This window comes from Roseateles sp. GW821-FHT09H10 (assembly GCF_059415865.1).
Genome location: NZ_JBWKOB010000004.1, coordinates 118497 through 131023, shown reverse-complemented (window position 1 = coordinate 131023; position 12527 = coordinate 118497). Strand labels below are relative to the sequence as shown.

The 12527-nt window shown below is 69.0% G+C and carries 13 protein-coding genes; 7 read left to right on the top strand and 6 right to left on the bottom strand.

Going from position 1 to position 12527, the window contains the following annotated elements; genetic code table 11:
- Window positions 1–26: 26 nt before the first annotated feature.
- From AC07OY_RS19070 to AC07OY_RS19060, 3 genes are all read right to left on the bottom strand, one after another.
- Window positions 27–638, bottom strand: coding sequence for a BON domain-containing protein (locus AC07OY_RS19070; RefSeq protein WP_495044195.1), 612 nt, complete (start codon window positions 636–638; stop codon window positions 27–29).
- 19 nt (window positions 639–657) lie between these two features.
- A complete protein-coding gene (locus AC07OY_RS19065; RefSeq protein ID WP_495044194.1) occupies window positions 658–1236 on the bottom strand; it encodes an SIS domain-containing protein in 579 nt (192 codons plus the stop codon).
- Window positions 1237–1360: 124 nt separating this feature from the next.
- Window positions 1361–1753 carry a YraN family protein gene (locus tag AC07OY_RS19060; protein WP_495044193.1) on the bottom strand — a complete coding sequence of 131 codons (393 nt, stop codon included), beginning with the start codon at window positions 1751–1753 and terminating at the stop codon, window positions 1361–1363.
- Between AC07OY_RS19060 and rsmI the strand changes: the two genes are divergently transcribed.
- A complete protein-coding gene (rsmI, locus tag AC07OY_RS19055; protein WP_495044192.1) occupies window positions 1746–2666 on the top strand; it encodes a 16S rRNA (cytidine(1402)-2'-O)-methyltransferase in 921 nt (306 codons plus the stop codon). The two genes, AC07OY_RS19060 and rsmI, sit on opposite strands and share 8 nt — an antisense overlap.
- On the opposite strand, the gene AC07OY_RS19050 is transcribed toward rsmI, so the two are convergent.
- Window positions 2644–3837, bottom strand: coding sequence for a PQQ-dependent sugar dehydrogenase (locus tag AC07OY_RS19050; protein ID WP_495044191.1), 1194 nt, complete (start codon window positions 3835–3837; stop codon window positions 2644–2646). The two genes, rsmI and AC07OY_RS19050, sit on opposite strands and share 23 nt — an antisense overlap.
- 188 nt (window positions 3838–4025) lie before the next feature.
- Between AC07OY_RS19050 and tldD the strand changes: the two genes are divergently transcribed.
- From tldD to htpG, 4 genes are all read left to right on the top strand, one after another.
- Complete coding sequence (gene tldD, locus AC07OY_RS19045) at window positions 4026–5489, top strand: metalloprotease TldD (RefSeq protein WP_495044190.1); 1464 nt, start codon at window positions 4026–4028, stop codon at window positions 5487–5489.
- Window positions 5490–5693: 204 nt separating this feature from the next.
- Complete coding sequence (locus AC07OY_RS19040; protein ID WP_495044189.1) at window positions 5694–6818, top strand: 3-deoxy-7-phosphoheptulonate synthase; 1125 nt, start codon at window positions 5694–5696, stop codon at window positions 6816–6818.
- A gap of 13 nt (window positions 6819–6831) precedes the next feature.
- Window positions 6832–7143 (top strand): hypothetical protein, encoded by a 312-nt coding sequence (locus AC07OY_RS19035; RefSeq protein ID WP_495044188.1) that lies wholly within the window; start codon window positions 6832–6834, stop codon window positions 7141–7143.
- A 65-nt stretch (window positions 7144–7208) separates the two neighbouring features.
- The gene (htpG, locus tag AC07OY_RS19030; protein ID WP_495044187.1) at window positions 7209–9089 is read left to right on the top strand and encodes a molecular chaperone HtpG; all 1881 of its coding nucleotides are present in this window, start codon (window positions 7209–7211) and stop codon (window positions 9087–9089) included.
- A 5-nt stretch (window positions 9090–9094) separates the two neighbouring features.
- Here the strand turns inward: htpG and AC07OY_RS19025 are convergent, their stop codons facing one another.
- A complete protein-coding gene (locus AC07OY_RS19025; protein WP_495044186.1) occupies window positions 9095–10015 on the bottom strand; it encodes a patatin-like phospholipase family protein in 921 nt (306 codons plus the stop codon).
- 27 nt (window positions 10016–10042) lie between these two features.
- A complete protein-coding gene (locus AC07OY_RS19020; protein WP_495044185.1) occupies window positions 10043–10786 on the bottom strand; it encodes an SDR family oxidoreductase in 744 nt (247 codons plus the stop codon).
- 117 nt (window positions 10787–10903) lie between these two features.
- Here AC07OY_RS19020 and AC07OY_RS19015 point away from each other — a divergent pair, with 117 nt between their 5' ends.
- Together AC07OY_RS19015 and AC07OY_RS19010 are read left to right on the top strand one after the other, a co-directional pair.
- Window positions 10904–11800 carry an AraC family transcriptional regulator gene (locus AC07OY_RS19015; RefSeq protein ID WP_495044184.1) on the top strand — a complete coding sequence of 299 codons (897 nt, stop codon included), beginning with the start codon at window positions 10904–10906 and terminating at the stop codon, window positions 11798–11800.
- A 111-nt stretch (window positions 11801–11911) separates the two neighbouring features.
- The gene (locus AC07OY_RS19010) at window positions 11912–12520 is read left to right on the top strand and encodes a GNAT family N-acetyltransferase (RefSeq protein ID WP_495044183.1); all 609 of its coding nucleotides are present in this window, start codon (window positions 11912–11914) and stop codon (window positions 12518–12520) included.
- Window positions 12521–12527: the final 7 nt, after the last annotated feature.

Sequence of the window (12527 nt, the reverse complement as noted above, 5' to 3'; positions counted from 1 at the left end):
AGCGCCCGTGGCGCTGGTCGACGGGCTCACGATTTCTTTGGCGAGATCCGGGCGAGTTCCTCCTCGCTGATGATCTCGAACACGCGCACGACCTTGCGCACGCCGCTGACGCCGCGCGCGATGTCGGTCGCGCGGTTGGCCTCGCGCTCGGTCACGCGGCCCATCAGGAAGACCTCGCTGCGTTCGACGACGACATAGAAGGCATTGCTGAGCAGGTCGGGGGCGTCGATCAGCGAGGCCTTGACCTTGCTCTTCAGCAGCACGTCGTTGGAGCGGCCGTTCAGCGCGCTGTGCATGGTGACGGCGGTCTCGTTGACCACCCGGGTGACGTTCTCGACGCCACCGACGATGCGCTCCACCTCGGCGCGGTCGGCATCGGTGCGGGCCTCGCCGGTGACCAGCGCGACGCGGTTGTAGCTGTTGACGTTGATGTGGACCTTGTCGCCGAGCTGGTCGCGCAGACGGGCGCCGGCCTTGATCTCGATGGTTTCGTCCTCGAGCTGGGTGGCCGAGGTGCGTCTGTCGGTGGCGACGCTGAGGCCACCCACCATGGCGCCGCCGATCAGCAGCGGCGCGCAGCCCGTGGCCAGGGTGCTGGCAAGGATGGCGGCGGTCAGGGTCAGGCTGAGTTTTTTCATCGGGCTTCCATCGAAAAGGTTATTCGTCGCTGCCGAGCAGTTGCAGGTCGACGGCGTCGGCCAGCGCATGCAGCAGCACGCGCTGGGCCTCGACAACGCGCGGCTCGCGGCCGTGGCTGACGCGAATCTGGATATCGGTGTCCTGCAGCAGGCCGCGCCACTCGTCGGCGGCGCCCTGGGGCTGGGCGGTCAGGGCGATGATGCTCATCTCCTGCGCATGGGCCACGGCCAGGGCGGCTGCCCAAGCGTCGCGCTGCTCGCGCAGCGGCTCGATCATGATGAGGACGTCGCCCGGATGGCCATGGGCCTGCAGCAGCCGGGCCAGGTCCAGGCCGGCGGCTTCGCGGGCCTGGGCGGACAGGCTCCAGGCGGCCAGGCCAGGCCTCTCCTGCTCGAAGCGCCCTGCCAGGCGGGCGGCGAGGTAGTCGGCGTCCATGCTGGCCAGGCCCTGGCCGGCGCACAGGATGCGGCTGCCGCCGGTGATGGCGTCCACCACCATCTGGGCGGCCATTGCCAGGGGCCGGGCCAATTGTTCGGCGGCCTGGTAGAGCAGGTCGGCGCTTTCGAAGAACTGTTGCTGGATTCTTTGTTCAATCATTCGGGCGGATCATAAAAGCCCCTCGCCCAGCCCGCGGCGCTGGACGCGCGCGGGTCTGGTCGGTCCCCCGAGGGGACGGCTTGGGGTGGCCCGGCGCCGTTCCGCGTCGAACACCAATGCAGCATCACCCAGCATCGAACGCCCCTTGTAACCAGTTGAGTTCGGCGCCGTCGATGGCCACGACGTCGAAACGGCAGGGCGGCGGGCTGGCGTGGCGCAGCAGGTAATGCTGGGCGGCGTAGATGAGGCGCTGCTGCTTTTTGGCGGTCACGCTGGCCGCCGCGCCGCCGTGCGAAGCGTCCATGCGGGCGCGCACTTCCACGAAGACCAGGGTGCCGTCGCGGTCGGTCATGATCAGGTCCACTTCGCCGGCGCGGCGGCTGGGGCCGGCGCCGACTCGATAATTCCGCTCCAGCAGGCGCAGGCCGGCGGCTTGAAGATGCGCCAGTGCAGCATCCTCGGCTGCGTCACCGCGCGTCTTGGTATCCGGTTTTGATCGAGAGCTCCAGTTGAACATTGACGCCTCCCTGGTCCGCCAGGCCGCCCAGGCCGCGGCCGGCGGCCAGCAGTATCCGGCCGCCACCCTCTATCTCGTCGCGACGCCGATCGGCAATCTCGCCGACCTGAGCCTGCGCGCCATCCATGCCCTGGGCCTGGTGGACGCCCTGGCCTGCGAGGACACCCGCCAGGGCGGCTCGCTGCTGCGCCACCTGGGCCTGCACAAGCCGCTGATTGCCGTGCACCAGCACAACGAGCGCGAGGGCAGCGCCGGCGTCATCGCGCGCCTGGCTGTGGGCGAGCGCGTGGCCTATGCGTCGGACGCCGGCACGCCGGCGATCTCCGATCCGGGCGCCGTCCTCGTCCAGGAAGTGGTCGCCGCCGGCTACCGCGTGCTGCCCTTGCCCGGGCCCAGCAGCGCGGCGGCGGCGCTCAGCGTGGCCGGCGACACGGCCGCCACGAGCTTTGCCTTTGTCGGCTTCCTGCCCACCAAGGCGGGCGAGCGCCGCACGGCGCTGCAGGCCGTGCTGGCCGTGGAGGGGCAGAGCCAGGTGCTGTTCGAGGCGCCGCACCGCATCGAGGACCTGCTCTCGCTGCTGGCCGAGCTGGCGCCGGCGCGCCGCGTGACGGTCGGCCGCGAGCTGACCAAGCAGTTCGAGACGGTGCACACGGCCGAGGCGGCAACGCTGCCGGCCTGGCTGGCAGCCGATGCCCAGCGCCAGCGCGGCGAGTTCGTCATCGTGCTGCACGCCTCACTGCCCCAGGCCGCGGCGGACGACGACCTGCCAGCCGAGGCCTTGCGCGTGCTGGCCCTGCTGGTGGCCGAACTGCCGCTGAAGCAGGCCGTGGCCCTGGCCGCGCAGATCAGCGGCGCGCCGCGCAACCAGCTCTACGAAGCCGGCCTGAAGCTCAAGCGCGGCGGCGACGAGTGAGCAGGCCGCCCGCGGCCAGGCCCACGGCCAGCAGCAGGGCCGGTGCCGGTTCGGGCACGGCGGCGAGCAGATAGATGTTGCCGTTGATGCCGACGGCATAGAGCGAGCCGTCGCCGCCTTCGCCAAAGCTGGTCAGCTGGAAGGCGCCAAAGGGATCGGCCAGCTCGGTGCGCGTGCCGTTGCTGTAGCTCCAGATCTTGCCCGCGACGAAATCGCCGAACACGTATTTGCCGTCCAGGCTGGCATCCGTGCCGTGATAGACATAGCCGCCGATGACGGTGCCGCCGACGCTGCGGCCATAGTCGAACAGGGGCTCGGTCAGGTTGGGCGGTGCCGGATCGCCTACGCCGGGGTTGTCGATGCTGCCTTCGCGGGGACGCCAGCCGTAGTTGGCGCCGCGGCCCAGCCCCGACGCGGCGGAGGCGAAGTTCACCTCTTCGCGGTCGCCCTGGCCGACATCGCCTATCCACAGGTCGCCGCTCTGGCGGTCGAAGCTGTTGCGGAAGGGGTTGCGCAGGCCGTAGGCCCAGATCTCGTCGTTGCCGGCCGCACCGACGAAGGGGTTGTCCGTCGGCACCGTGTAGCCGTTGCCAGCTGTGTTGGGGGTGACGCGCAGCAGCTTGCCGAGGTTGCTGTCGAGGTTCTGGGCGTTGTTGTCGGGATCGTTGCCGCTGCCGCCATCACCGGTGGCGATATAGAGCTGGCCGGGGTCCGCGGCGCTGAATCCTATCCAGCCCGCCTTGTGGTTGTCGCGGCCCGCCGGTTGAGCCACCGTGATGATGGTGCGCGCGGTGGTCGTGTCGACCATGCCCGTCGAACCGGGCGCATAGGTGTAGCCCGCGACGACGGTGCTCAGCGTCGTCTTGTCGATGTAGTTGACATAGAAGCGGCCGTTGCTGGCGAAGCCGGGGTCGAAGGCCAGGCCCAGCAGGCCGCGTTCGCCGCCGGTGTCGACCTGGGCCGACAGATTGAGCCAGGTCGACACGCTGCCGCCGCTGTCCTGCACCTTGATCAGGCCGCCCTTCTCGACGACGAAGAGGCGGGAGTCCCCCACCGGGGCCGTCAGGAAGACGGGCTGGCTGTAGCCTGAGCCGACCTGGGTATAGGCCAGGGCAGGGCTGGCGGCCGCAGCGGCGGCCAGGGCCAGCGTGGCGAGGGGGACAAGCTTCATGCGGCGCTCCAATTCCGTGTGGCACGGACAGCCGCATGCTCAGTGGGCGCTCGCCCCAGCGGCCATCCCTAGCAGGCCTGCGCCAGGGATGGATTTGTTAGCAGCCGTAATGCACGGGTCATCTCGCTCGGCGGCGCCCCTTGTCCCTGTCTTTCGAATCCCGGCGCGCGACTTCCTAGAATCGGGCCATGATCGCCGTCGAACCCACCCTGGCCCGCCTGGCCACCGCCCGCTCGCAACTGCTGGAGCCCTTCGGCCTGACCGAGGCCTCGCTGTCGCAGGCGCTGCGCCTCATCACCGAGCATCGCGTCGACGATGCCGACCTCTATTTCCAGACCACGCGCGCCGAGGGCTGGAGCCTGGAGGAGGGCATCGTCAAGAGCGGCTCATTCAGCATCGACCAGGGCGTCGGCGTGCGCGCCGTGGCCGGCGAGAAGACGGCCTTTGCCTATTCCGACGACATCTCGCTGGAATCCCTGCTGGACGCCGCCCGCACGGTGCGCACCATTGCCGCCGCGGGCCAGAGCAAGAAGGTGAAAGTGCCTTCGCAAGGCCGCGTGGCCGGCAGCCGCGAGCTGTACGGCGTGGCCGACCCCATCGCCAGCCTCGACAGCTCGGCCAAGGTGGCGCTGCTGGAGCGCGCCGAGAAGATGGCCCGCGCCAAGGATCCGCGCGTGGCCCAGGTCATGGCCGGCCTCGCCGCCGAGCATGAGGTGGTGCTGATCGCCCGTGCCGACGGCACGCTGGCGGCCGATGTGCGCCCGCTGGTGCGCCTGTCCATCACCGTGATTGCCGAGAGCAACGGCCGCCGCGAGGTGGGCTCGGGCGGCGGCGGCGGCCGCTTCGGCCTGGCCTATTTCACCGACGAGATGATCGCCAGCTATGTCGAGCAGGCCGTGCATGCGGCGCTGACGAACCTGGAAAGCCGCCCCGCCCCGGCGGGCGAGATGGTCGTCGTCGTCGGCCCGGGCTGGCCCGGCGTGCTGCTGCACGAGGCCGTCGGCCACGGCCTGGAGGGCGACTTCAACCGCAAGGGCTCGAGCGCCTTCGCCGGCCGCATCGGCCAGCGCGTGGCGTCCAAGGGCGTCACGGTGCTGGACGACGGCACCATCCCCGACCGCCGCGGCTCGCTCAACGTCGACGACGAGGGCTGTGCCAGCCAGCGCAATGTGCTGATCGAGGACGGCATCCTGAGGGGCTATATCCAGGACGCGATGAACGCCCGCCTGATGAAGGTCGCGCCGACCGGCAACGGCCGCCGCGAGAGCTATGCCCATGTGCCCATGCCGCGCATGACCAACACCTACATGCTGGGCGGCAAGGACGACCCCAAGGAGATCGTCGCTTCCATCAAGAAGGGCCTGTACGCCACCAACTTCGGCGGCGGCCAGGTCGACATCACCAGCGGCAAGTTCGTGTTCTCGGCCAGCGAGGCCTACTGGGTCGAGAACGGCAAGATCCAGTACCCCGTCAAGGGCGCCACCATCATCGGCAACGGCCCGGACGCGCTGACCCGCGTCAGCATGATCGGCAACGACATGGCCCTGGACACCGGCGTGGGCGTCTGCGGCAAGGAAGGCCAGAGCGTGCCGGTGGGCGTGGGCCAGCCGACGCTGCGCATCGAAGGCCTGACGGTGGGTGGTACGGCTTGAAGCAAGCCTTGGTGTCTCGCGAAGCCGCAGTCTGACGGCCGTGCTAGATTCCGTCCCCATGTCCCGCGCCGCTTACTTTAGCTTTTGGTTTTTTCCCCGCCCCGGCGGTGGAGAGTCCTGAGCGCGCGCGCTGAACACAGAACTCCCCAAGAACCGCCGAGGCCGCCAAGCCCGGCGGTTTTTTGTTTCTGAAAGGCCCTTGCCGTGAACGCCAAAGTCTCCTCCGTCGAACCCGAAGCCCAGCGCTGGTACTCCCAGGACGACAAGACCAGCGCCACCGATGACGAGCGCATCGTCGACGTCACGCCGCTGCCGCCGCCGGAGCACCTGATCCGCTTCTTCCCGATCCGCGGCACGGCGATGGAGAATCTGATCGGCCAGACCCGCCAGCGCATCCGCAAGATCATGAGCGGCGAGGACGACCGCCTGCTCGTCGTCATCGGCCCCTGCTCCATCCACGACCCGACGGCCGCCATCGAGTACGCCCGCCGCCTCAAGGTCGAGCGCGAGAAGTACGCCGACACGCTCGAGATCGTCATGCGCGTCTACTTCGAGAAGCCGCGCACCACGGTCGGTTGGAAAGGGCTGATCAACGACCCCTACCTGGACGAGAGCTACCGCATCGACGAGGGCCTGCGCATCGCCCGCCAGCTGCTGTTGGAAATCAACCGCCTGGGCGTGCCGGCCGGCTCCGAATTCCTGGACGTCATCTCGCCGCAGTACATCGGCGACCTGATCGCCTGGGGCGCCATCGGCGCGCGCACCACCGAGAGCCAGGTGCACCGCGAGCTGGCCTCGGGCCTGTCGGCGCCCATCGGCTTCAAGAACGGCACCGACGGCAACATCAAGATCGCCACCGACGCCATCCAGGCCGCGGCCCGCGGCCACCACTTCCTGTCGGTGCACAAGAACGGCCAGGTCGCCATCGTCGAGACGCGCGGCAATGCCGACTGTCACGTCATCCTGCGCGGCGGCAAGGCGCCCAACTACGACGCCAAGAGCGTCGCCGAGGCCTGCGCCGACCTGGAAAAGTCCAAGTTGCCGCAGCGCCTGATGGTGGACTGTTCGCACGCCAATTCCAGCAAGCAGCACCAGCGCCAGCTCGACGTGGCCCGCGACATCGCTGTGCAGATGCGCGAGGGCAGCAAGGCCGTCTTCGGCGTCATGGTGGAAAGCCATCTGAACGACGGCGCCCAGAAGTTCACGCCGGGCAAGGACGACCCTTCGGCGCTGGAGTACGGCAAGAGCATCACCGACGCCTGCCTGGGCTGGGGCGACTCCCTGGCCGTGCTGGACGTGCTGTCCCAGGCCGTCAAGGCGCGGCGCTGACACAATCCGGGCCATGCAAGCCCGGATCACCGTTGTTTTCGCCACCGGCGCGCCGGTCGACATCCAGCTCGACGGCACCGAGGTCTTGAGCTTCGAGGCCGCGCGCCGCTGGCTGGACGAGAACTTCGTCCGCCTGGAGTGCGAGCCCCTGCGCGGCTCGGGCAAGGTGCTGCTGGCCGACAAGCTCGTCGGCATCGCGCTGGCGGCCGGCCCCGCGGCCTTTGCCGACCAGGCCTGGGCGCTGGACTACGCCCGCGCGGCGGCCGGTTCGCTGTCCAAGGCCTTGATCAAGGTCGACGTGCCCCGCCTTGCCGTGTCTTACTAGCCTCTTGAACTCAACCCCGCGCGGCCTCATGTAGGCCGCGTTTTCGTTCACGGATTTCCCCCGCCATGACCAAGCAAACCCACGCCTTCCAGGCCGAAGTCAAGCAGATCCTGCACCTCGTCACGCACAGCCTTTACTCCAACAAGGAGATCTTCCTGCGCGAGCTGGTGTCGAACGCCAGCGACGCCTGCGACAAGCTGCGCTTCGAGGCCCTGGACAACGCGGCCCTGTTCGAGGACCAGCCCAGCCTGGAAGTGCGCGTCAGCTTCGACGAAGAGGCCAAGACGCTGACCATCAGCGACAACGGCATCGGCATGAGCGCCGAGGAAGCCGCCTCGCACCTGGGCACCATCGCCAAGAGCGGCACCCGTGAGTTCATGGCCAAGCTCGAAGGCGACCAGAAGAAGGACGCCCAGCTGATCGGCCAGTTCGGCGTGGGCTTCTATTCCGGCTTCATCGTCGCCGACCGCATCACCGTCGAGACGCGCCGCGCCGGCTTCCCCGCCGACCAGGGCGTGCGCTGGAGCAGCGAAGGCACCGGCGAGTACGACCTCGAGACCATCACCAAGCCCGGCCGCGGCACCGACGTCATCCTGCATCTGCGTGACGGCGAGGAGGAGTTCCTGAAGACCTGGCGCGTCAAGTCGACCATCGCCAAGTACAGCGACCACATCTCCCTGCCCATCCTGATGAAGAAGGAAGAGTGGGACGCCGACAACGCCAAGCAGGTCATCAAGGACGAGTGGGAACCCGTCAACAAGGCCTCGGCGCTGTGGAGCCGCAGCAAGAGCGAAGTCACGCCCGAGCAGTACGAAGAGTTCTACAAGCAGATCAGCCACGACAGCGAGGCACCGCTGGCCTATACGCACAACCGCGTGGAAGGCCGCAGCGAATACACCCAGCTGCTCTACATCCCGGCCAAGGCGCCCTTCGACCTGTGGAACCGGGACAAGCGCGGCGGCGTGAAGCTCTACGTGAAGCGCGTCTTCATCATGGACGACGCCGAGGCCCTGATGCCGGTCTACCTGCGCTTCGTCAAGGGCGTCATCGACTCGGCCGACCTGCCGCTGAACGTCAGCCGTGAGCTGCTGCAGGAAAGCCGCGACGTGAAGGCCATCCGCGAGGGCTCGACCAAGCGCGTGCTCGGCATGCTGGAAAGCCTGGCCAACAGTGAAGACCAGGCCGACAAGGACAAGTACGCGGCCTTCTGGACCGACTTCGGCCAGGTGCTGAAGGAAGGCATCGGCGAAGACCACGCCAACCAGGAGCGCCTGGCCAAGCTGTTCCGCTTCGCGTCCACGCATGCCGACGCCAACGTCAGCCTGGCGGACTACGTCGGCCGTGCCAAGGAAGGTCAGGACGTCATCTACTACATCACCGCCGACTCGCTGGCCGCCGCCAAGCACAGCCCGCAGCTGGAGATCTTCCGCAAGAAGGGCATCGAGGTGCTGCTGCTGGTGGACCGCGTCGACGAGTGGATGCTCAGCCACCTCTACGAGTTCGAAGGCAAGCAGCTGCAGTCCGTCGCCAAGGGCGCCGTCGACCTGGGCAAGCTGCAGGACGAGGACGAGAAGAAGAAGGCCGAAGAGACTGCCGAGAGCCTGAAGCCGCTCATCGACAAGCTGAAAGAGGCGCTGAAGGATCGCGCCAAGGATGTGCGCGTGACGACCCGCCTGGTCGACTCACCCGCCTGCATCGTCGTGGAAGAGGGCGACATGAGCGGGCACCTGGCGCGCCTGCTGAAGCAGGCCGGCCAGAACGCGCCCGAGAGCAAGCCGACGCTGGAGATCAACGCCGAGCATGCGCTGGTCAAGAAGCTGGACGGCAGCGACCACTTCGACGACCTGGCCCAAGTGCTGTTCGACCAGGCCGTGCTGGCCGAGGGCGGCCATCTGGAAGACCCGGCCGCCTATGTGCGCCGTGTCAATGCGCTGCTGACGGGTTGACTTGATCAGGCCCCGATCCGGGGCCTGACGCGCTGGAGGGCAGCCACCGCTGCGGTGTAGCCCGCCGCGATGGCGGCCTGCTGCTCGTCCTTGGCGGACAGGCCGGATACGCGCACCGCCGGTGCGATCAGCACATCGGCCTCGGCCATCTCGGGCCTGGCCACCGCGCAGCTCTGGGCCTGCATCACGCGCAGCAGGATGGCCGGTGCGTCCAGGCCTTCATGGCCGGGTCCCTGGCAGCTGATGTCCACGGCGATGACGATGTCGGCGCCCAGGGCGCGGGCCGCGCGCACCGGCACCAGGCTGCTGACGCCGCCATCGACCAGATGCCCACCGGGATAGGCCGCCGGCACATTGATGCCGGGCACGGCGGCCGAGGCCTGCACGGCGCGGCCCGGTGAGCCCTGGTCGAGCAGCAGGGTGGCCCCGCTTTTCAGGTCCGTCGCGACGGCGGCGAAGCGGCGCGGGAAGTTCTCGATGGGCGCGCCGGCCGTGATCTGGTTGACCCAGCGGGCGATGTGGTCGCCGCGCATGAGGCCGCTGCGGCTGGCCGTCAGGTCGATCAGCGACGACAGCTTGACGCCGCCCGCGATGGCCTCGATCTGCGCCGCCGACAGCCCGCTTGCATAGGCCGCGCCCACCACGGCGCCGGCCGAGGTGCCGACGACGATGTCGGGCTGGATGCCGGCCTCCTCCAGCGCGCGCAGCACGCCCAGGTGGGCAAAGCCGCGCAGGCCGCCGCCGCCCAGGGCCAGGGCGATGGTGGGCCGCCGTGGGTCCACGGTGCTGGCGGCGACGTCGGAGAGGGGCCGCGGGCTCAGTGCCGGGGGCGTGGCGCCACGCACGCTGGCGCAGCCCGCCATCCAGAGGGCCGACAGGGCGGCCATGGACAGGGTGCCGAAGAAGGTGGCGTGAGATCGCTTCATGAGGGCTCCGCGGGCGAACAGGGGTTGTCAGGCGGCGTTGGCCAGCGCGATGGCGTCGGCTCCGGCTGCGAAGTGCAGGCGCTCCGAGCGGTCATGGGCGGCCTGCCAGACCGCCTCGGCCACGTCCTGCTCGGTCGTGATCGCCGAGGGCTGGGCGAAGGCCGCGAAGATGGGCTGGGCAAAGGGCCTATAGGCATCGGGGATGAGCCCTTGGATGCGCGCGGCGCCGTTCTCGGCGAAGCGGGTGGTCGGCGCATAGCCGGGCTCGACCAGCTTGACGCGGACATTGAAGGCGGCGAGCTCATGCGCCACCGAGCCGGTCAGGCCGGTGATGGCCGTCTTGCTGGCCGTGTAGACGCCGGCCAGCGGCATGGCCGCCAGCGTCACGCTGGAGGTCACGTTGACGATGACGCCCGAGCGGCGCTCGCGGAACTGCGGGATGACGGCCTGCATCATGGCCATGACGCCGAAGGTGTTGGTCTCGAAGATCTCTCGCGCCATCTCCATGGACGTCGCCTCGAAGGCGCCGACGGCGCCGATGCCGGCGTTGTTGACGAGCACATCGATGGGGCCGGCGGCCCAGACGGCGGCGGCAATGCTGTCGGGCCGGGTCACGTCCAGGGCCAGCACGCGCAGGCGGTCGGAGCGGGGCAGGAGGTCTTCGCGCGGCTGGCGCATGGTGGCGATGACCTTCCAGCCCTGGGCCAGAAAGTGGCGGGCGGTTTCCAGGCCATAGCCTGAGGAGCAGCCGGTGATGAGGACGGTTTTCATGAGGGTTCCTTGCAGAGTGGGTGACGAGGACCTCACGATAGGGACAGGATGCAGGACGATCTATATGCAATCGTCTTGAAGTTTTTAGCCAAAGTCCTGATGGCGCAGAATCGGGCCATGAGCGACCCCGTCACCGAAGTCGTCAGGCTGCTGCAGCCGCGGGCCGTCTTCGCCAACCTCATCAGTGGCAAGGGCGAATGGGCGGTGCGCTACGCCGAGTACGGCCAGCCCAGCTTCTGCATCATGTTGGCAGGCAGTTGCCTGCTGGCCGTGGACGGGTGCGACCCCGTGACGCTCAGCGCTGGCGACTTCGTGCTGCTGCCCAGCACGCCGCCCTTCACCCTCTCCAGCTTCGGCCCCGCGCCGGCCGTGCACATCGACCCCAAGCGGGTGCCGGGTGGCGACGGCGAACGGCGCCATGGCGATCCGGAGGGCGAACCCGACATGCGCTCCCTGGGTGGCGCCTTTCTGTTCGACGGCGCCGACCCGGGGCTGCTGGTCTCGCTGCTGCCGCGCATCGTCCATGTGCAGGGATCCAGCCGACTGGCCCAGCTCGTGCGGATGGTGGGCGAGGAGTACGAGGGCCAGCAGCCCGGCAACGAGTTCATGCTGTCGCGCCTGGTGGGCATGCTGCTCGTCGAGGCCATGCGCTGGACGACGGCGGGCAGCGCCCCGCCCGGCCTGCTGCGCGGCCTGGGAGACGAGAGGCTGGCGCCCGCGCTGAAACAACTGCATGCCCGCGTGGACCATGCCTGGACGGTGGAGCAACTGGCCGGCGTGGCGGCGCTGTCGCGCTCGGCCTTCTTCGAGCGCTTCAGCCGCACCGTGGGCGCGGCGCCCATGGCTTATCTGCTGGCCTGGCGCATGGAGATCGCCAAGGGCCTGCTGCGCCACGACGGCCTGGCCGTGGCCGAGGTGGCCGAAAGGGTGGGCTACGGGTCGACCAGCACCTTCAGCACCGCCTTCTCGCGGCAGGTCGGGCAGTCGCCCAGCCGCTACGCCCGGGCCGGCTGAGCGTCTTTACGTGGTTTTGTGACGGTTTTGCGACAACTCCCGCTGCCGCGGGCTTTCGCCCGAGTCGACTCGCCGCTACCCTCCCCGGGTTTCTACCGAGTTTCTGACTAGATGGTCCAGTTTGAGTTCAGCGAGCCCGTCGCCGCCGTGCCGGCGGCCATGGTCACCCGCCGCCTGGTGCTGCGCCCGCCCAGGGACAGCGATCTGGACACGTTGACGGCCCTGCACGCCGATCCGGCGGTGAACCGTTTCTGTGCCGCCGCCACGCCTCATGGCCGCGAAGCCATCGAAGCCCAGCTCCAATCCTGGATCAATCACTGGCAGACCCGCGGCTTCGGCCACTGGGCCATCGCCGAGCGCGAGCAGCCCGACAACCTCATCGGTTTCGGCGGCCTCATGCACCGCAGCGTCGCCGGCCATGCCGGCCTCTACCTCTACTACCGCATCACGCCCCAGGCCTGGGGCCGCGGCCTGGCGTCCGAGATGGCCCAGTACGCGATGACCCAGGCCTTCGAGCAGCATCACGAAGCCGCCGTCGTCGCCGCCGTGCTGCCCAGCAACGCCCCCACGCGCAAGACGCTGGAAGGCCTGGGCCTGCGCCTCAAGGGCACCCTGGCCGACGGCCCCGGCAGCGCCGCGGCCCTGCTCTACGAGCTGGGCGCCGACCGCTGGGCCACGCTGCCGCACGGTGAACCCGAAGCGGTCGCTTTCGCGGCCTGACCGCCCT

What these genes read in the sequence shown, in the direction of transcription:
- AC07OY_RS19050 (WP_495044191.1), bottom strand. Translation starts at nt 3,837, where the DNA reads ATGAAGCTTGTCCCCCTCGCCACGCTGGCCCTGGCCGCCGCTGCGGCC.
- AC07OY_RS19060 (WP_495044193.1), bottom strand. Translation starts at nt 1,753, where the DNA reads ATGTTCAACTGGAGCTCTCGATCAAAACCGGATACCAAGACGCGCGGT.
- AC07OY_RS19065 (WP_495044194.1), bottom strand. Translation starts at nt 1,236, where the DNA reads ATGATTGAACAAAGAATCCAGCAACAGTTCTTCGAAAGCGCCGACCTG.
- htpG (WP_495044187.1), top strand. Translation starts at nt 7,209, where the DNA reads ATGACCAAGCAAACCCACGCCTTCCAGGCCGAAGTCAAGCAGATCCTG.
- AC07OY_RS19035 (WP_495044188.1), top strand. Translation starts at nt 6,832, where the DNA reads ATGCAAGCCCGGATCACCGTTGTTTTCGCCACCGGCGCGCCGGTCGAC.
- AC07OY_RS19010 (WP_495044183.1), top strand. Translation starts at nt 11,912, where the DNA reads ATGGTCCAGTTTGAGTTCAGCGAGCCCGTCGCCGCCGTGCCGGCGGCC.
- AC07OY_RS19025 (WP_495044186.1), bottom strand. Translation starts at nt 10,015, where the DNA reads ATGAAGCGATCTCACGCCACCTTCTTCGGCACCCTGTCCATGGCCGCC.
- AC07OY_RS19015 (WP_495044184.1), top strand. Translation starts at nt 10,904, where the DNA reads ATGAGCGACCCCGTCACCGAAGTCGTCAGGCTGCTGCAGCCGCGGGCC.
- tldD (WP_495044190.1), top strand. Translation starts at nt 4,026, where the DNA reads ATGATCGCCGTCGAACCCACCCTGGCCCGCCTGGCCACCGCCCGCTCG.
- AC07OY_RS19020 (WP_495044185.1), bottom strand. Translation starts at nt 10,786, where the DNA reads ATGAAAACCGTCCTCATCACCGGCTGCTCCTCAGGCTATGGCCTGGAA.
- AC07OY_RS19070 (WP_495044195.1), bottom strand. Translation starts at nt 638, where the DNA reads ATGAAAAAACTCAGCCTGACCCTGACCGCCGCCATCCTTGCCAGCACC.